We start from the raw sequence: 17245 nt of genomic DNA, 5'->3' as shown, positions 1-17245 counted from the left end.
GGACCCGCGCCGGCGCCAGCGCCGTCAGGCTAAAGCCGCAGGGTCCGGTCGGCCGCCGCCAGGTCCAGATCGCGATGCGCGGCGATCAGCACCGCGGCGTCGGGCAGCCAGCGGCGCATCCCCGCCATCATCCGCGCCGCGGCGGCGCGGTCCAGCCCCTCGGTCGGTTCGTCCAGCAGCAGGACATCCGGACGCCGGATCAGCACCCGCGCCATTGCCAGACGCCGCGCCTGACCGCCCGACAGGCCGCTGCCGCCCTCGCCCAGTTGCCGGTCCAGCGCCACGTCCAGCGCGCACAGATCCAGCACCTGCCGCAGGGTCGCATCCCCCGCCTGCGGCGCGGCCAGCGCCAGCGTGTCACGAACCGATCCGGCGATCAGCGCCGGTCGCTGCGTCAGATAGCCCAGCCTGCCGCCGATCCGCACAAGGCCCGCAGACGGCGGCACCAGCCCCGCAAGCGTGTTCAGCAGCGCCGTCTTGCCCCGCCCGCTGGCGCCGGTGATCGCCACCGTCTCGCCGGGGCGCACATGCAGATCCAGATCCGCGATCAGCGGCGCAAGACCGGGCTGCGCCGCGACCGACAGCGATGTGGCCTGCACCCCCGCGCCCGGACGCGCGGGCGGCGCTGGCGGCGGCGCGGTGGCTGCCAGCAGCGGGACCACCCGGCGCGCCGCATCGCGCATCCGGCCCAGTTCCACCGCCCCGCGCAGAAGCCCCGCCGAAAGCTCGGCCAGCGACAGCGTCGCGAACAGCGCAAGTGCCGCCTGCGCCGCACCGATCCGACCCGATGCGACATGCCGGGCGCAGATCAGCAGCGTGCCGGACAACGCCACGGCCGTCACCGCCTGCAGGATCGCCGCCGCCCGCCATTCGATCCGCGATTGCGCCATCGCGGCGCTGCGGGCGTCGCGGTCGAGGTCCAGCAGGGCGGCGCGCGCAGAGGGCAGACGGCCCGACACGGCCAGCACCGCACGCCCGCGCAAATGGTCGATCACGCCCGCGCGCAGATCCTGCTGACGCGTCTCGGCCCGGACCGAGTGCGGCAGCGCGGCCCGTGCCGACAGGCCCAGCACCGCCAGCCCGCCCAGAACCGGCGCGCCCACCACCCATAGCGCGATCGGCGGCGCGACGAGCCACCACAGCGCGATCAGCGCGACAAGGGCCGAGATGACGCCGGCCAGCGCCGGAAAGACCAGCCGGATCGCCAGCCCGTCCAGCGCATCGACATCCAGCGTCAGCCGGTTCAGCGCCTGCCCGCCGCGCAGCCGCGACAGCAGGCCGAACTCCGCGCCCGACAACCCGTCCAGCAGCCGCACCCGCAGGCTGGTCAGCGCCTTCAGCGTCGCGTCATGCGTCAGCAGCCGTTCGCCGTAACGTCCGGCGGTGCGCGCCATCGCCAGGAACCGCACCCCGGCCGAGGGGCGGAACACGTCGAATGTCGCGCCCATCCCGGCCAGCCCGGCGATGCCCGCCGCGACGATGAACCAGCCCGACAGCGCCAGCAGGCCGACCCCGAACAGCGTCACCAGCACCGACAGCGCCAGCCCGCGGCGCATCGCGCGACGCTGTTCGGTCCAGATCAGGGACAGGATGTGCCGCAGCGCGATCATCCCCGCACCTCGATCCGGCGGGGCAGTTCGGCGATCAGGCGCGGGTCGTGCGAGGCGACGATCAGCGTGGCGCCCTGCCGGTGCAGGCGGCGCAGCCCCGCGATCACCTGCGCGGCGGTCGCGTCGTCCAGATCGGCGGTCGGCTCATCCGCAAGGATCACGGCGGGCGCGCGCAGCGCCGCGCGGGCGATGGTCAGCCGCCGCGCCTCGCCGCCCGAGACGCCGGCGCCCTGCTCGCCAAGCCGGGTGCCCAGACCCTGCGGCAGGCGGGCCACGATGGGTGCCGCCTGCGCCAGATCCAGCGCGGCGGCGATCCGGTCGTCAGGGGCGTCGGCCGACAGGTTCTCGCGCAGCGTGAAATCCAGGAAATGGACCCGCTGCGGAATCATCGCCATGCCCGCGCGCCACCTGTCGGCGGTGGCGTCGGTCAGCGCCACGTCGCCCACGCGGATCGCGCCATGCGACGGGATCATGCCGGCCAGCGCCAGCAGCAGCGTCGTCTTGCCCGCCCCCGACGGGCCGGTCAGCGCCACGGCCTCGCCCGGCGCGATGTCCAGATCGGGAAAGCGGAGGTCCCGTATCGCCAGACCCCGCACCGTGATCGTGCCCGACAGCGGCAGGGCCGGTCCGCCCTGACCGAGGATGCGGGCGACCGGCACGGCCCGGTCGGCCAGCAGATCGGCCGCCACCGCCTGCGCCGCGATCCGGTCGTGCCAGGCGGCGGCCACATCGCGCAGCGGCTGGAAAAACGCCGGCGCCAGCAGCAGCAGAAAGATCCCCTCGCCCATCGTCATGGGCGCGCCCCAGGCGCCGAAATTCAGCGCGCCCAGCAACGAGAACCCGACATAGACGGCCATCATGGCGACCCCAAGCGCGGCGAACAGCTCCAGCACCGCGCTGGACAGGAACGCGATCCGCAGCACCCGCATGGTGCGGGCGCGCAACCGGTCGGCGCGGGCGCGGAAATCTTCCAGCATCGCCTCGCGCGCCTCAAGCAGGCGAATATCGACCAGTGCGCCAAGGCGGTCCACCAGCAGCGCGTTCAGGCTGGTGATCTCGTCCATCTGCCGGGCCGAGGCATCGCGCGCCGCCAGCCCGATCAGCGCCATGAAGACCGGGATCAGCGGCCCGCTGATGGCCAGGATCAGCCCCGCAATCCACGAGATCGCAAAGCTGACGGCAAGGATCAGCAGCGGCACGACCGCAACCCGCGCCCGCGCCGGATGCCAGCGCAGCAGCCAGGGCCGCAGCATCGCCAGCTTGTCCACGATCAGCGCCGCCGTCGCCGCCGAAGAGGGCGCGTCCGCCTCGGGCGCGCGCCGGTCGGCGCGTTCCAGACATTCGGCCCGCGCCGCCCCGATCACCGCATCGGCCGCAATCTCGGCCTGCGCCGCGCCGGCCATGCCCAGGCCCGCGCGCGCGCAGCCCAGACCCGCGACCCCCAGGATCGCCCAGCCGGTCTGCAGCGCGGCCCCTGTCGCCATCGCCGCCAGCGCCCATGCCAGCAGCGCGGCCTGCGGCAGCCACAACGCCTCGGCCAGCACCGCGGCGGCCGCCGCCCGGCGCAGGCGGCGGCGCGGCGGCGCGGTCAGCGCCGACAGCGTTGCTTCGGTCTGGCGGGGCGAGGTCATCCGCGATGTCTTGCGCCCCCCGCCTCTGGCGTCAATGCGCCGTCGCGTCGCGGGGCGCGGATTCGCCCGGCATCGCGGCAACAGCGGCATCGCGAACCGCGCCCGGACCACGCGCGCGCTTGACGCTTGCCGGACCGCACGGCAAGCAGGCGCAATGATCGACTTGCGCCCGGTAGTTCACCCGATTGGAAAGATCGTCGCCGCCATGGGCGCGGGGATGGCGCTGCCGATGCTGGTGGATTGGTGGCACGACGACCCGCACTGGTTCGTGTTCCTGGAAACCGGCATGCTGACCGTGGTGATCGGGCTGCTGATGGCGGTGGCGACGCGCGGCAGATACGATTCGCTGAACATCCAGCAGGCGTTTCTGCTGACCTCGGGGCTGTGGGCGGTGCTGCCGGTGTTCGGCGCCCTGCCCTTCGTGCTGGGTCAGCCGCACGCCACCATCACCGATGCCTATTTCGAGGCGATGTCGGGCGTGACCACCACCGGCACCACGGCCTTTCCCGATCTGGACAGCCTGCCGCGCGGCACGCATCTGTGGCGCGCGATCCTGCAATGGTCGGGCGGGCTGGGGATCGTCGTCGTCGCCATGGTGTTCCTGCCGGTGATGAAGGTCGGCGGCATGCAGTTCTTTCGGTCCGAAGGTTTCGACACGCTTGGCAAGGTCCTGCCCCGCGCCGGAGAGATCGCGGCCGAGATGACGCGCGTCTATCTGCTGCTGACGGGCGCCTGCATCGTGACCTATATCATGCTGGGCATGAACGGGTTCGACGCGGTGGTCCACGCGCTGACCACCTGTTCGACCGGCGGGTTTTCCAACTATGACGCCAGTTTCGGAACCTATCTGGGCGCGCCGGAATGGGCCGCCTCGGTCTTCATGGTGCTGGCCTCGATCCCGTTCATCCGCATGGTTCAGGCGATGCAGGGCAATTTCGTGCCGATGTGGCAGGACACGCAGATCCGCGCCTATCTGCGCTGGATCTTCTATGCCTGCACGATCATCATCATCTATCGCCTGCTTTACATGCATCAGGACATGCATCCGCTCGAGGTCGTGCGCGAGACGGTGTTCAACACGATCTCGACCTTCTCGGGCACCGGCTATGCCTCGACCGACATGCTGGCCTGGGGACATCTGCCCTTCGCGCTGCTGATCGTGTGCGGGCTGATCGGCGGCTGCACCGGATCGACCGGGTGTTCGGTCAAGGTGTTCCGCTATCTGGTGCTGTTCGAGGCGGTGCGCGCGCAGGTGCGCCGCATGCACTCGCCCCATCGCGTCTATCCGCTGCGATACGAGGGGCGGCCCCTGAACAAGGATGTCGTGGATTCGGTGATGGCCTTCTTCACGCTGTTCATGCTGACCTTCGGGCTGCTGATCGTGGGGCTGTCGCTGACCGGGCTGCACCCCAGAACGGCGCTGACCGGCGCGTGGACGGCCATCGCCAATGTCGGCCCCGCCTGGGGACCCGAGATCACCGCCAACGGATCGGTCGCCGAGTTTCCCGCCGCCGCCAAGTGGATGATGAGCTTCGGGATGTTTCTGGGGCGGCTGGAACTGGTCTCGGTGCTGGTCCTGCTGCTGCCCCGCTTCTGGCGCGGCTGAGGCGGCGGGTTCGCATCCGCGCCCCCCATCAGGGTTCGGTGGGCGTCGCCGGCGCGGTGGCCGCCGCATCGTTGGCCGCCGGCGCGAAGCGTTCGAAACTGTCCGACAACTCGGCCGCCAGGCGGGCCTGATCCTCGGCCTGCGCTGCGGGCCAGATCAGCACGAAACCTTCGGCCCGTCCGTTGCGCACCCAGCCTTCGGCGCGGCTGCGATGGTTGTCGTTGGCACCCTCCAGCAGCACATGACCGTTTTCGATCGTCCGCTCGGGCTGGGGCACCCAGCCCAGGGCCGTGACCAGCCCCGACAGATCCAGCAATTCCTGCTGCCCGCCGGGCTGGCTGAACAGGATCAGCGCCGCGCCCGACCCGTCCTTGGGGCCATAGATCGACAGCGCCCGTTCGGCCCGGTCGAATTGCAGCCGGTCCATGGGCGCGTTGACCGACAGGCCCGTCGCCTCGTCCTTCAGCGTGCTCAGCCCCATCTCGCGCCGCCACGCCTCGCGCCGGTCGATCAGCGCCTGCATGGCCGTTCCCGCATCGGGCGAGACGCGCAGCGCCGCCACCTCGGCGGCGATGGCCTCGCGCGTTTTCGGCCCGTCCTTGCCGTCGATGGCCCCGTCATAGTGGCCCGCCCATCGCAGCGCGCGCTGCACCTGATCCAGCGGCGGCAGCGGCGCGGGCCGGGCCGGACCGGCGGGCAGATCCGGCGCCTTCCCGGCGTCGATGGCCGTGCCCATCCGGGCCGCGTCCGAGGTGAAGGCATCGCCCGGCAGATCGCCGCTGGCCTTGAACGCGGCCAGCCAGTCCTGCGCCGCCGCCGGATCAAGCGGACCAAGCGCGATCGCGAACCAGCCGCCGGGCAGCGACCACAGCCCCGCCTCAGGAAAATCGGCACGCCATTCCTGCAACGCCGTCTCGGCCTCGGACCGCGATTGCAGCGATTGCAGGCGCAGATAGCTGCCCGGCGCCGCCGCATCGGGCGCCGCCTGCGCCGCCTCGCCCTCGTCCTCCGGCGCATCGGCCGCATCGCCGCTCGCCTCTGCGGCGGCCCCGGCCTCGAACGGCGTCGGCGCAGACAAACCCGGCGCCGTGGCAACGAAACTGTCGGCCGGCACCATGCCCGACGCCTTCAGCCGCGCCAGCCGCGCCTGCGCCTCGTCCGGGTCCAGCGGGCCAAGACCGATGGCCACCCATCCGCCGGCCAGTGGAAACGTCACCACATCGTCGAACCGTGCGCCCCAGCCCGCCGCCGCCTGACGGGCGGCCTCGGCACCGCGCTTGGCCTCGATCCGGATCACGGCGTCCTGCGCAAGCCCCTGAACCGGCAGGATCGCCGCCAGAACCATGATACCGAAACGCCGCATTCCACACCCTTTCCCGGCCCGTCCGCCGGTCCTGTCCCGCGGGCCTTTATTGACCCTGTCCCATGCCGCGCCTAGAAGGCGCCAACGCTGTGCCCGATCTATGCAAAAGGATGGCCCGATGACCAGCCCCAACCGACCCCGCAGCTTTCAGGAGGTGATCCTGCGCCTGCAAACCTATTGGGCGGAACAGGGCTGCGCGATCCTGCAACCCTATGACATGGAGGTGGGCGCGGGCACCTTTCACCCCGCCACCACGCTGCGCGCCCTGGGCGCGCGGCCATGGGCCGCGGCGTATGTCCAGCCCTCGCGCCGCCCCACCGATGGCCGCTATGGCGAGAACCCGAACCGGTTGCAGCATTATTACCAGTATCAGGTGATCATCAAACCCTCGCCCCCCGATCTGCAGGACCTGTATCTGGGCAGCCTGCGGGCCATCGGGCTGGACCCGCTGACCCATGATGTGCGCTTCGTGGAAGACGACTGGGAAAGCCCGACACTGGGCGCCTGGGGCCTTGGGTGGGAGGTCTGGTGCGACGGGATGGAGGTCAGCCAGTTCACCTATTTCCAGCAGGTCGGCGGCCATGACTGCCGCCCCGTCTCGGGCGAGCTGACCTATGGGCTGGAACGGCTGGCGATGTATGTGCTGGGCGTCGAACATGTCATGGACATGCCCTTCAACGATCCCGACGCGCCGATCCCGCTCAGCTATGGCGATGTCTTTCGCCAGACCGAACAGGAATATTCGCGCTGGAACTTCGATCAGGCCGACACCGACACGCTGTTCCGGCACTTTCAGGACGCCGAGGCCGAATGCGCCCGCATCCTTGACGCCGCCGACACCGACAGCGCCGGACGCCGCATCCCGATGGCCCATCCCGCCTATGACCAGGCGATCAAGGCCAGCCATATCTTCAACCTGCTGGATGCGCGCGGCGTCATCAGCGTGACCGAACGCCAGGCCTATATCGGCCGGGTCCGGGCGCTGGCCAAGGGCTGCGCGGATCTGTTCCTGACCACCGATGCGGCGGGGGCGCTGGCGTGAACCGGGGCAGGATCGCCGTCATCGCGCTGCTGCTGGCCGGCGTCGCGACCGGCGCGGGCGTCTGGTATGCGCAGCAATACGGGTTTTACGACCGCATCGACCCGGCCAGCCCCGCCGCCGCCGTCTCGATCCGGACCGCGGACGGCTCGGTGCCGCTGGACATGATCGGGTTCGAGGGCATCGACGCCGACAGCTCGCCCATCCGCTGGCGCGCCTGTTTCCGCCTGCAAGGCAATCTGCCCGCCGACGCGGTTCCGTTCGCGGACGCCACGCCGCTGAACGGTCCGGGCTGGTTCGACTGCTATGACGCCGCCCGCATCGGCGCCGATCTGGAACGCGGCGCCGCACGCGCCGTGCTGGCCCAGCCCGAGATCCGTCCCGACGTGGACCGGGTGCTGGCGATCTATCCCGACGGGCGCGCCTATGGCTGGCACCAATTCAACGACAAGACCCCGGAACGCGGAGTGATGGACTGATGCCCGATTTGCTGATCGAACTGTTTTCCGAGGAGATTCCCGCCCGGATGCAGGCCCGCGCCGCCGACGATCTGAAACGGCTGATGACCGACGGGCTGGTCGAGGCGGGCCTGACCTATGCCAGCGCGGGCGCGTTCAGCACGCCGCGCCGCCTGACCCTGACGGTCGAGGAGCTGACCGCCCACAGCCCCACCACGCGCGAGGAACGCAAGGGGCCGCGCACCGACGCGCCCGAAAAGGCGCTGCAAGGCTTTCTGCGCGCGACCGGGCTGACCCGCGACCGGCTCGAGGCGCGCGACGACAAGAAGGGGCAGGTCTGGTTCGCGCTGATCGAGAAACCCGGCCGCCCCGCCGCCGACATCGTGGCCGAGGTGCTGGACGCGACCATCCGCAATTTCCCGTGGCCGAAATCCATGCGCTGGGGCGCGGGATCGCTGCGGTGGGTCCGCCCGCTGCATCACATCCTGTGCATACTGACCGACGACTCCGGCACGGATATCGTGCCGCTGACCGTGGACGGCATCCGGGCGGGCGACACCACGCGCGGGCACCGCTTCATGGCCCCCGATGCGTTCGGCGTGACCGGCTTCGACGACTACGCGACCAGGCTTCGCCGCGCCCGCGTGATGCTGGACGCAACCGAGCGGCGCGACGCCATCCGGCAAGAGGCCGACAGCCTGGCCTTTGCCCGCGGCTGGCAGATCGTGCCCGACGATGCGCTGCTGTCCGAGGTGGCGGGGCTGGTCGAATGGCCCGTGCCGCTGATGGGCGTGATCGAAAACCGCTTTCTGGACCTGCCGCCCGAGGTGCTGCAAACCTCGATGAAGGAACACCAGAAATTCTTCTCGGCCCGCAATCCGAAAACCGGCCGGATCGAGGGGTTCGTGACCGTCGCCAATATCGAGACGCCCGACGACGGCCGCGCGATCCTTGCCGGCAACCAGCGCGTTCTGGCCGCCCGCCTGTCGGACGCGGCGTTCTTCTGGGAAAACGACCTGCGCGAGGCAAAGGCGGGGATGGAAAGCTGGGCCGAGGGCCTGAAGTCCGTGACCTTCCACAACAAGCTGGGCAGCCAGGCCGAACGCATCGAACGCATCGCGGCGCTGGCGCGCGAAATCGCCCCACTGGTCGGCGCCGATCCCGATCAGGCCGAACAGGCCGCCCGCATCGCGAAACTCGACCTGCAAAGCGCCATGGTCGGCGAGTTTCCGGAACTGCAAGGCATCATGGGCCGATACTACGCGCTGGCCGCCGGGTACCCCGAAACGGTGGCCGACGCCGCCCGCGATCATTATTCGCCACTTGGACCTTCGGACGCGGTGCCGACCGCCCCCGTCTCGGTCGCCGTCGCGCTGGCCGACAAGATCGACACGCTGACCGGGTTCTGGGCAATCGACGAAAGGCCCACCGGATCGAAGGACCCCTATGCGCTGCGGCGGGCGGCGTTGGGGGTTATTCGCTTGCTGACGGATCTCAAAGCAAACCTAAACTTATGCTCGCAGTTTGAGAACGCCTTTAAAAATGTCTTTGCGGATCGCGCAGCGGCAAACGAGTTGCTCTACCTCGATTACTACGAGACCGACGTTGACGGGCAATCGCTAAAGGTCGAGAGTTGGAAAGAATTTAATCGCTCACCAACTTACGAGGAGGTCAGCGAGGGACGTTACGATCCGAGTGAACGCATTATCTTAGATCTACAGGAATGTAAGCACATAATATCGCATCATCATATCGCTTGGGTTGACGATGTAGATGCAGTGGAAGGTTTTATACTAGATGAAGATAAAATCATTCGCTTCGATAAACTGAGCTGGGATCTCCTCTCCTTCCTCCACGACCGCCTCAAGGTCCATCTCCGCGACCAGGGCATCCGCCACGACATCATCGACGCGGTTCTCGCACAGCCCGGCAATGACGATCTGGTGCTCGTCACCAACCGCGCCACCGCGCTGAACGACATGCTGGCGACCGAGGACGGGCAGAACCTGACCCAGGGACTCAAGCGCGTCGGCAATATCCTGGCGCAAGCCGAGGAGAAGGACGGCGTCGAATACAGCTTCGGCGCCGATCCGAAATTCGCCGAAACCGACGCGGAACGCGCCCTGTTCGCCGCGCTCGACACCGCCGAACCGGCGATCCGCCAGGCCATCGCGGACGAGGATTTCCCCGCCGCCATGTCGGCCATCGCACGCCTGCGCGCCCCCATCGACGCGTTCTTCGACACCGTGCAGGTCAATGCCGACAACCAGATCCTGCGCCGCAACCGCCTGAACCTGCTGTCGCGCATCCGCGAGGCCGGCCGCCGGATCGCCGATTTCAGCCGGATCGAAGGCTGACGCGCGAACACCGCCGCGCAACAAGGGCAAGGACCACCGGCCCTCGCCCTCTTTCCAAATACCTTCGGGGGGTCCGGGGGGCAGACAGCCCCCCGGCGGTCGCGGGACGCAACGCCCCGCCGAATGTCAGACCGACCGTTCCACCAGCATATGCTTGATCGAGGCGATGGCCCGGGCCGGGTTCAGCCCCTTGGGGCAGGTGTTGGTGCAGTTCATGATCGTGTGGCAGCGATACAGCTTGAACGGATCCTCCAGATCGTCCAGCCGCTCTCCGGTCGCCTCGTCGCGCGAATCGATGATCCAGCGATAGGCGTGCAGCAGCGTGGCCGGCCCCAGATACCGGTCGCCGTTCCACCAATAGGACGGGCAGGCGGTCGAACAGGACGCGCACATGACGCATTCATACAGCCCGTCCAGCTTCTTGCGATCCTCGATCGACTGTTTCCATTCCTTGCCGGGCGTCGGCGATTTGGTGATCAGCCACGGCTTGATGCTGGCATGCTGGGCATACCAATGCGTCAGATCGGGGATCAGGTCCTTGACCACCGGCATATGCGGCATCGGATAGATGGCGATGTCGCCCTCGATCTCGTCGATGCCATAGATGCAGGCCAGATGGTTGCCGCCGCCGATATTCATCGCGCAGGACCCGCAAATCCCCTCGCGGCAGGACCGGCGGAAGGTCAGGGTCGGGTCGATCTCGTTCTTGATCTTGATCAGCGCGTCCAGGACCATCGGGCCGCATTTGTCCAGATCGATGAAATACGTGTCCATCCGCGGATTGTCGCCCGTGTCGGGGTCCCACCGATAGATCTGGAATTTCTTCACGTTGGTGGCGCCTTCGGGCCGGGGCCAGGTCTTGCCGACCCGGATCTGGCTGTTCTTGGGCAGGGTGAACTGGACCATGGGGTGCTCCTTTCAGGAAGTGCCTTCGCGCGGCGCGTCGGCCGCAAACAGGTTCTGGCTGCGCGCGACCAGGTCCGAGACAAGGCGCCGCGCATGCGGATGGATCTCCAGCGTGTTCAGCCGGCGCACGAACTCGGTCGCGGACGATGAAAGCCTCTCGTTCGCCGGCCCCTCCAGCGGGCGCAGCGCGTCGATCTCGGCCGCCGACAGCCCGGCATGGGACAACAGCTGGCGGCCGGGGCGGGCCCGGTCGGTCTCATCCGCCGTGGCGCAAATAATCAGCCGGTCGGCCCCGACCGCCTCGGTCAGCCGGCGTTGCAGATCGCCCCAGCCCGGCAGGCCGGCGATTTCTTGGGTGAAGGCGCGATAGCCGCGCGGATACCCTTCGGTCCGCACTACCTGCGCCCAGACACTGGGACGCCACTCGGCCATCTCGCGGACATAGCAGACGAACTCGACCCGGTTGCGCCCCGCCGCGCTCAGGATGGCGCGGGCAATACGCGGCAGCGCCGGATACAGACCCGTCTCGCCGCCCTTGCCCGGCATCGCGCCGGCCAGATTCTCGTGGCTGACGATGGCGGGGACATCGCCGGGCGGCAGCGTCTCCAGCACGTCCTCGAAGGCGACGCGCAGCGCGGTTTCGGTGTCGGCCGACGGCGACAGGCTGAAGGCCAGCGCCGCGCGGCCCAGGGGCCGCATCGGCGTCCCCTCTTGCGGGGTGCGCACGATCAGCCGGCCGGCAAGCAGATCGGCGTTGCGTTGCAGATGCCGCTGGATCGCGGTGCTGCCGGTCTTGTGGACGCCCGGATGCACGATGATCCGACGCGCCCCCCTGCCTTGCGCCCCAACCCTGTCCTGAACCGCCGCCATGTCAGCCCCGCCAGCCGGGCTGGTCGTAAAGCGGCCGCGTCGGGATCTGGCCCGACCGCCGCACGACGCAGCGGTTGAACACGTCCGACGGATCGCGCCCGGCGACATAGTCGGACGAGATGTCCACCTCGACCCGACCGAAACCGCCGGTGAACCCGCCCCGCCCCGCGCCCACGCCCATCGTGACGCTGCCGCGCGGCCTTGCGGCCAGTTCGGCGTCGCGCAGGCAACTGGCCTCGGCCTGCGCGACCGGAACCGGTCCGCAGGCCGGCACCGCCGCGATCAGCGGCAGCAGCACCAGCAGGGTTGCCCGCGCGCGCACCGGATCAGGCGGACTGCGCCGCGCCGGCGATGCACTGGGTGGTGGCCGGACGCGAAACGATGGCCGCCACGCTGTCGGCGGTGCCGGTCGCGCCCGAACGCGACATCTGGGCGATGTCGATCATCTCGGCGGTGGTGGCGTTGTTCACCACGCAATCGGTATAGGGCGCGACATTCACGCCGGGCAGACGTTTCTGCATCTCGGAATTGATGACGCCGCGCGCCACCTGCCGCGAGGCGGCATCCAGCACCGTCGGCGCCGGGGTCGCGCCGGGCGCGGTCGGAACCGGCGCGGTCACGGGCATCGGCGCCACGCAGCCGGCCAATGCCAGCAGCCCGGCCGCGAAAACGGCAGTCTTGTTCAAACGCATCAGTAAACCCTCTTTTTCGGAGCAATCTTGGTCATGTCGATCCCGCCCTCGTCTTGTGTCGTCAACGGGTCCACATGGACGGGGCGATAGTCCAGTTTAACCTCGTTCCCCTCGACCCAGGCAAGCGAATGCTTGCGCCAGTTGGCGTCATCCCGCTCGGGGTAGTCCTCGTGGGCGTGGGCGCCCCGGCTTTCCTTGCGCGCCTCGGCGGCAAAGATGGTGGCCAGCGCGTTGGGCATCAGGTTGGTCAGCTCCAGCGTTTCCATCAGGTCCGAGTTCCAGATCAGGCTGCGGTCGGTGACGTGCAGATCGTCCAGCTTGGCGGCGATGGCGCGCATCTTCTCGACCCCGTCGGCCAGCGTCTCGTCGGTGCGGAACACGGCGGCATCCTGCTGCATCGTGCGCTGCATCTGGTCGCGCAAATCGGCCGTGGGGGTGCCGCCATCGGCGTGGCGGAACCTGTCGAACCGGTCCAGCGCGCGGTCGACCTCGGCCTGGTTGGTGGCGGGAACGCCGCCCTCGCGGTCCACGACCTGCCCGGCGCGGATCGCCGCCGCGCGGCCGAACACCACCAGGTCGATCAGGCTGTTCGATCCCAGCCTGTTGGCGCCGTGCACGCTGGCGCAGCCGGCCTCGCCCACGGCCATCAGGCCGGGAAAGACCGCGTCCGGATCGTCCTGGGTCGGGTTCAGAACCTCGCCCCAGTAATTCGTCGGGATGCCGCCCATGTTGTAGTGAACCGTCGGCAAGATCGGAATCGGGTCCTTGGTGACATCGACGCCGGCAAAGATCCTGGCCGATTCGCTGATGCCGGGCAGGCGTTCGTGCAGCGCCTCGGGCGGCAGGTGCATCAGGTTCAGGTGCATGTGGTCGCTGTCCTCGCCCACGCCGCGCCCCTCGCGGATCTCGATGGTGATGCAGCGGCTGACCACGTCGCGGCTGGCCAGGTCCTTGTAGGTCGGCGCATAACGCTCCATGAAGCGTTCGCCCTCGCTGTTGGTCAGATACCCGCCCTCGCCGCGCGCGCCCTCGGTGATCAGGCAGCCCGAGCCGTAGATGCCGGTGGGATGGAACTGCACGAATTCCATGTCCTGCAGGGGCAGGCCCGCGCGCGCGACCATGCCGCCGCCGTCGCCGGTGCAGGTATGGGCCGATGTGGCGCTGAAATAGGCGCGGCCATAGCCGCCGGTGGCCAGCACGGTCGTCTTGGCGTTGAACACGTGGATGCTGCCGTCATCCAGTTTCCAGCAGACGACGCCGGTGCAGCGTCCGTCGGTGAGGATCAGGTCCAGCGCGAAATATTCGATGAAGAATTCGGCGTTGTGCTTCAGGCTTTGGCCGTACAGCGTGTGCAGGATCGCGTGGCCGGTGCGGTCGGCGGCGGCGCAGGTGCGCTGCACGGGCGGGCCTTCGCCGAACTCGGTCGTGTGGCCGCCGAACGGTCGCTGATAGATCGTGCCTTCCTCGGTGCGCGAGAACGGGACGCCGTAATGTTCCAGCTCATAGACCGCCTTGGGCGCCTCGCGCGCCAGGTATTCCATGGCGTCGGTGTCGCCCAGCCAGTCGCTGCCCTTGACGGTGTCGTACATGTGCCACTGCCAGTTGTCCGGCCCCATGTTCGACAGCGAGGCGGCGATGCCGCCCTGCGCCGCGACGGTGTGGCTGCGGGTCGGGAACACCTTGGTCACGCAGGCCGTGCGCAGCCCCTGTTCCGCCATCCCCAGTGTCGCGCGCAGCCCGGCGCCGCCGGCACCCACCACCACGACATCATAATCATGCGTCTGAATTTCGTAAGCAGCCATGTTTCCCTCAGATCGCGATGGTGATGAAGGCCATCTTCGCCAGCGCGAAGACCGCGACCGCGATCACGGCCCAGCCGAAGATGACCGAAATGATGATCGCGCCCTTGCGCGCCGTGCCGCGGAAATAGTCGTCGATCATGATCCGCGTGCCCTTGATGAAATGGACCATGCCCACGATCACGAACAGCGCGGTGACGATGCCCGGATAGGGGCGGCCGAAATAGACCACGACCGCCTCGCGCGGCAGGCCGATGGCGCTGCCGACGACCAGCAGGAACGCCGGCGTCAGCAGGATCAGCGCGCAGGCGGTGACGGTCATGGCCCAGTGATGCATCGTGCCGCTGTGGGCGCTGCCCAGACCTGCGGCGGCTTTACGGGGGGTGATAAAGCGCATGTCGGTCACTCGCCTCAGCCGATGAAGAACAGGATCAGGGTCAGCAGCGTCAGCACGACCGACCCGATGATGATCACCCACGAGCCGGTTTTCGCCTCGTCGATCTCAAGCCCGTAGCCGGCATCGTAGAACAGGTGCCGGATGCCCGAAAGCGTGTGGAACCACAGCGCCCAGGCCGATCCCGTCAGGATCAGAAAGCCCAGCCAGGACCGCACCACCCAATCGGCGGCGGCAAAGGCGCGCGGGCCGGTGACGGCGGCGATCAGCCACCACACGATCAGCAGGATGCCCACGACCAGCGCATGACCGGTGATCCGCGTCATGATCGAGGCTATGGCCGGGATCGGCAGCCTGTAGGCCTGAAGATGGGGGGAAAGCGGCCGGTCACCCCGGTTCACATCGGCCATAATGCGGCCCTCCTTTGTCGGTTCTGACGCGACCCGGAGGCTGTTGGGCTGGCCTCGCGGGCTGGCGATTGGCGCATCTTCTGGCGGCTTTTGTGCCACCTGTCACCGGCAGTTACCAGTCCCCAGATGCAAAACAGCCGGATTTCGCCTTTTGTGATCACGCGACTGCCAGCCGTGATCACATCCGCCGCGGGGTTGCGACGGTCCGCGAACCGGCCCAACCCATGCGCCATTTGCGGTTCCGCCACGATCCACCCCGCCCGCCGTGGCGGTCCCGATTCGCGACCGCAGCCGCCGGCCCGCCTACAGCGGCATCAGCGCCCAGTAATCCAGATCCAGAAGAACCTCGGGCAGGTATTTGCCATCCTCGCCGCGCAGCGGAAATGCGCCGCTGTCGCCCTTGGTCGCGACCAGCCGCAGGCGCAGCGCGCCGACGCCCGGAGCGCCGGTTTCCGCCTTGTCCAGCACCTCGGACCAGGCGCGCACCGTGTCGCCGGCAAAGCACGGATTGGCGTGCGCCCCGCCGTTCAGCGCCACGATCATCTGCGCATTGGCCAGCCCGTTGAAGGACAGCGCGCGCGCCATGCTGATGACATGACCGCCATAGATCAGCCGCCTGCCATCCTCGCGGTTGGTGGCGTCGAAATGTACCTTGGCGGTGTTCTGCCACAATCGCGTGGCCAGCATGTGTTCGGCCTCTTCGATGGTGATGCCGTCCACATGGTCGATCCGCTCGCCGGTCCGATAATCGCCCCAACGATGTTTCTCGCCCGCAAGATCAAAGTCATAGGACTCAAAGTTCATCCCCTCCGGCACCACCAGATCCGCGGGGTCCACCGCCGAGGCCAGTTCCGGCACCACGGTTTCGGGCGCCGGGGCGTCCGCGTCGCGCTTGCGCACCATCACCCAACGGACATAGTCCAGCACCGTCTGATCCATCTGGTTCAGCCCGCGCGTGCGCACCCAGACCACGCCCGATCTGCCGTTGCTGTTCTGCTTCAGCCCGATCACCTCGGATTCCGACCGCAGCGTGTCGCCCGGCCAGACCGGACGCAGCCACCGCCCCTCGGCATAGCCCAGATTCGCGACCGCGTTCAGGCTGATATCGGGCACCGTCTTGCCGAAGACGACATGAAACGCGATCAGGTCGTCCATCGGGCTGCCCTCCAGCCCGCAGCGGCCCGCGAAATCGTCGCTGGAATACAGCGCGTGCCGCGCCGGATACAGCGCGTGATACAGCGCCCGTTCGCCTTCCGCGACCGTCCGGGGCACGGCGTGGCGGATCACCTGGCCGATGCTGTAATCCTCGAAGAAGCGGCCGGGATTGGTCTTGGTCATGGCGGCCCCCTATTGCTGGCCCAGTTTCATGTCGGGATGGTATTCGGCCTGAATGTCCTTGGTGACGGCCTGCGCCATCCGCATCACGCCCTTGACCGGATCGAAGGCCATCGAGGGGCTGCCATGCAGCCTCCATCCGCGCGACAGCGCCTCGCTGACCCGGTGGCAGAAGCTCGAGGTGTCGTCGTCGGTGATGCAGCGATAGATCGTGGTCATGTCAGCCCCCGAACGGCCACGGGCCCAGCCAGCCGTGGATCACACCCACGATCAGCGTCACGATGATCGCGCCGGCGGCGGCCATGATCTCCTTGCGCACCGGGAACGGGCCTGCGGGCGGCGTCCATGGCGTACGGTTGATCACCGCCATCTCGACCAGCGCCCAGACCAGCAGCCCGCCGAACAGCACCAGCGACGGCAGATCGCCGTTGACCAGCAGATGCGCGAACGCCCACAGCGAAAACCCGATCAGCTGCGGATGCCGCGTCCACGCGGTCACGCGCGTCTTCATGCCGCTGGCGGCGAACAGATAGAACGCGATCAGGATCAGCAGGTTGTTGATGCCGACCAGCGCCGGCGACGGCCCCCACCAGACCGGTCCATCGGCGATCCTGTAGCCCCAGATCATCAGCAGGACCGACAGGATCAGGGCACCGGTGACCAGCCCCTTGCCCTTGTCGCCGAATTGCGCGCGCTGCGCGGGTGCGGCGCGTTTCCACAGATGCGGCGCCCACCACAGGGCAACGCCAAGGATCAGGATCAGCATCGGACTTCC

At 68.5% G+C, this 17245-nt stretch carries 17 protein-coding genes; 4 read left to right on the top strand and 13 right to left on the bottom strand.

All coding sequences use genetic code 11. The features are described from left to right. Positions 1-29: 29 nt before the first annotated feature. Together JHW45_RS07485 and JHW45_RS07480 are read right to left on the bottom strand one after the other, a co-directional pair. Positions 30-1610, bottom strand: a complete 1581-nt coding sequence (locus tag JHW45_RS07485) for an amino acid ABC transporter ATP-binding/permease protein (RefSeq protein WP_272860255.1) — start codon at positions 1608-1610, stop codon at positions 30-32. Beyond that, positions 1607-3241, bottom strand: a complete 1635-nt coding sequence (locus tag JHW45_RS07480; protein ID WP_272860254.1) for an ABC transporter ATP-binding protein/permease — start codon at positions 3239-3241, stop codon at positions 1607-1609. The genes JHW45_RS07485 and JHW45_RS07480 overlap by 4 nt, the downstream gene beginning before the upstream one ends. A 154-nt stretch (positions 3242-3395) precedes the next feature. Here JHW45_RS07480 and JHW45_RS07475 point away from each other — a divergent pair, with 154 nt between their 5' ends. Continuing rightward, positions 3396-4847 carry a TrkH family potassium uptake protein gene (locus JHW45_RS07475; protein WP_272860253.1) on the top strand — a complete coding sequence of 484 codons (1452 nt, stop codon included), beginning with the start codon at positions 3396-3398 and terminating at the stop codon, positions 4845-4847. Between the two features lie 28 nt (positions 4848-4875). Here JHW45_RS07475 and JHW45_RS07470 read toward each other — a convergent pair whose 3' ends face one another. After that, on the bottom strand, positions 4876-6210 hold the full coding sequence (locus JHW45_RS07470; protein WP_272860252.1) for a peptidoglycan-binding domain-containing protein: 1335 nt from the start codon (positions 6208-6210) through the stop codon (positions 4876-4878). A gap of 118 nt (positions 6211-6328) precedes the next feature. On the opposite strand from JHW45_RS07470, the gene JHW45_RS07465 reads away from it, so the two are divergent. The 3 genes from JHW45_RS07465 to glyS are packed head-to-tail and all read left to right on the top strand — an operon-like array spanning position 6329 to position 10064. Further along, positions 6329-7252 (top strand): glycine--tRNA ligase subunit alpha, encoded by a 924-nt coding sequence (locus tag JHW45_RS07465; protein WP_272860251.1) that lies wholly within the window; start codon positions 6329-6331, stop codon positions 7250-7252. Next, complete coding sequence (locus tag JHW45_RS07460; RefSeq protein WP_272860250.1) at positions 7249-7728, top strand: DUF6446 family protein; 480 nt, start codon at positions 7249-7251, stop codon at positions 7726-7728. The genes JHW45_RS07465 and JHW45_RS07460 overlap by 4 nt, the downstream gene beginning before the upstream one ends. Beyond that, on the top strand, positions 7728-10064 hold the full coding sequence (gene glyS / locus JHW45_RS07455) for a glycine--tRNA ligase subunit beta (RefSeq protein ID WP_272860249.1): 2337 nt from the start codon (positions 7728-7730) through the stop codon (positions 10062-10064). Before JHW45_RS07460 ends, glyS begins: the two co-directional genes overlap by 1 nt. A gap of 126 nt (positions 10065-10190) precedes the next feature. Here the strand turns inward: glyS and JHW45_RS07450 are convergent, their stop codons facing one another. The 10 genes from JHW45_RS07450 to JHW45_RS07405 all read right to left on the bottom strand — a co-directional run bounded on the left by JHW45_RS07450 (position 10191) and on the right by JHW45_RS07405 (position 17236). Beyond that, on the bottom strand, positions 10191-10970 hold the full coding sequence (locus JHW45_RS07450; protein WP_272860248.1) for a succinate dehydrogenase iron-sulfur subunit: 780 nt from the start codon (positions 10968-10970) through the stop codon (positions 10191-10193). Positions 10971-10982: 12 nt separating this feature from the next. Beyond that, positions 10983-11840 carry a hypothetical protein gene (locus JHW45_RS07445; protein ID WP_272860247.1) on the bottom strand — a complete coding sequence of 286 codons (858 nt, stop codon included), beginning with the start codon at positions 11838-11840 and terminating at the stop codon, positions 10983-10985. A gap of 1 nt (position 11841) precedes the next feature. Beyond that, a complete protein-coding gene (locus JHW45_RS07440; protein WP_272860246.1) occupies positions 11842-12162 on the bottom strand; it encodes a hypothetical protein in 321 nt (106 codons plus the stop codon). Between the two features lie 4 nt (positions 12163-12166). After that, entirely contained in the window at positions 12167-12532 is a 366-nt protein-coding gene (locus JHW45_RS07435) for a hypothetical protein (RefSeq protein ID WP_272860245.1), read from the bottom strand. Further along, on the bottom strand, positions 12532-14334 hold the full coding sequence (gene sdhA / locus JHW45_RS07430) for a succinate dehydrogenase flavoprotein subunit (RefSeq protein WP_272860244.1): 1803 nt from the start codon (positions 14332-14334) through the stop codon (positions 12532-12534). The genes JHW45_RS07435 and sdhA overlap by 1 nt, the downstream gene beginning before the upstream one ends. 7 nt (positions 14335-14341) lie before the next feature. Continuing rightward, on the bottom strand, positions 14342-14728 hold the full coding sequence (locus JHW45_RS07425) for a succinate dehydrogenase, hydrophobic membrane anchor protein (protein ID WP_272860243.1): 387 nt from the start codon (positions 14726-14728) through the stop codon (positions 14342-14344). A 14-nt stretch (positions 14729-14742) separates the two neighbouring features. Then, on the bottom strand, positions 14743-15135 hold the full coding sequence (sdhC, locus tag JHW45_RS07420; RefSeq protein ID WP_272860242.1) for a succinate dehydrogenase, cytochrome b556 subunit: 393 nt from the start codon (positions 15133-15135) through the stop codon (positions 14743-14745). Positions 15136-15438: 303 nt separating this feature from the next. Continuing rightward, positions 15439-16473: a MaoC family dehydratase gene (locus JHW45_RS07415; RefSeq protein WP_272860241.1), complete on the bottom strand. Its 1035-nt coding sequence runs from the start codon at positions 16471-16473 to the stop codon at positions 15439-15441. Between the two features lie 9 nt (positions 16474-16482). Then, the gene (locus JHW45_RS07410) at positions 16483-16689 is read right to left on the bottom strand and encodes a DUF1737 domain-containing protein (RefSeq protein WP_272860240.1); all 207 of its coding nucleotides are present in this window, start codon (positions 16687-16689) and stop codon (positions 16483-16485) included. Position 16690: 1 nt separating this feature from the next. Further along, positions 16691-17236: an NnrU family protein gene (locus tag JHW45_RS07405; protein WP_272860239.1), complete on the bottom strand. Its 546-nt coding sequence runs from the start codon at positions 17234-17236 to the stop codon at positions 16691-16693. Positions 17237-17245 lie beyond the last annotated feature (9 nt).

The sequence above is a fragment of the Paracoccus stylophorae genome, assembly GCF_028553765.1.
Lineage (GTDB): Bacteria > Pseudomonadota > Alphaproteobacteria > Rhodobacterales > Rhodobacteraceae > Paracoccus > Paracoccus stylophorae.
Note: the sequence above shows the minus strand (reverse complement) of the source record. Positions and strands in the feature narration are given on the sequence as shown.

Excerpts from the sequence above, each read along its gene's own strand:
- JHW45_RS07485 (WP_272860255.1), bottom strand. The coding sequence starts at position 1,610 with ATGATCGCGCTGCGGCACATCCTGTCCCTGATCTGGACCGAACAGCGT.
- JHW45_RS07480 (WP_272860254.1), bottom strand. The coding sequence starts at position 3,241 with ATGACCTCGCCCCGCCAGACCGAAGCAACGCTGTCGGCGCTGACCGCG.
- JHW45_RS07475 (WP_272860253.1), top strand. The coding sequence starts at position 3,396 with ATGATCGACTTGCGCCCGGTAGTTCACCCGATTGGAAAGATCGTCGCC.
- JHW45_RS07470 (WP_272860252.1), bottom strand. The coding sequence starts at position 6,210 with ATGCGGCGTTTCGGTATCATGGTTCTGGCGGCGATCCTGCCGGTTCAG.
- JHW45_RS07465 (WP_272860251.1), top strand. The coding sequence starts at position 6,329 with ATGACCAGCCCCAACCGACCCCGCAGCTTTCAGGAGGTGATCCTGCGC.
- glyS (WP_272860249.1), top strand. The coding sequence starts at position 7,728 with ATGCCCGATTTGCTGATCGAACTGTTTTCCGAGGAGATTCCCGCCCGG.
- JHW45_RS07450 (WP_272860248.1), bottom strand. The coding sequence starts at position 10,970 with ATGGTCCAGTTCACCCTGCCCAAGAACAGCCAGATCCGGGTCGGCAAG.
- JHW45_RS07445 (WP_272860247.1), bottom strand. The coding sequence starts at position 11,840 with ATGGCGGCGGTTCAGGACAGGGTTGGGGCGCAAGGCAGGGGGGCGCGT.
- JHW45_RS07435 (WP_272860245.1), bottom strand. The coding sequence starts at position 12,532 with ATGCGTTTGAACAAGACTGCCGTTTTCGCGGCCGGGCTGCTGGCATTG.
- sdhA (WP_272860244.1), bottom strand. The coding sequence starts at position 14,334 with ATGGCTGCTTACGAAATTCAGACGCATGATTATGATGTCGTGGTGGTG.
- JHW45_RS07425 (WP_272860243.1), bottom strand. The coding sequence starts at position 14,728 with ATGCGCTTTATCACCCCCCGTAAAGCCGCCGCAGGTCTGGGCAGCGCC.
- sdhC (WP_272860242.1), bottom strand. The coding sequence starts at position 15,135 with ATGGCCGATGTGAACCGGGGTGACCGGCCGCTTTCCCCCCATCTTCAG.
- JHW45_RS07415 (WP_272860241.1), bottom strand. The coding sequence starts at position 16,473 with ATGACCAAGACCAATCCCGGCCGCTTCTTCGAGGATTACAGCATCGGC.
- JHW45_RS07410 (WP_272860240.1), bottom strand. The coding sequence starts at position 16,689 with ATGACCACGATCTATCGCTGCATCACCGACGACGACACCTCGAGCTTC.
- JHW45_RS07405 (WP_272860239.1), bottom strand. The coding sequence starts at position 17,236 with ATGCTGATCCTGATCCTTGGCGTTGCCCTGTGGTGGGCGCCGCATCTG.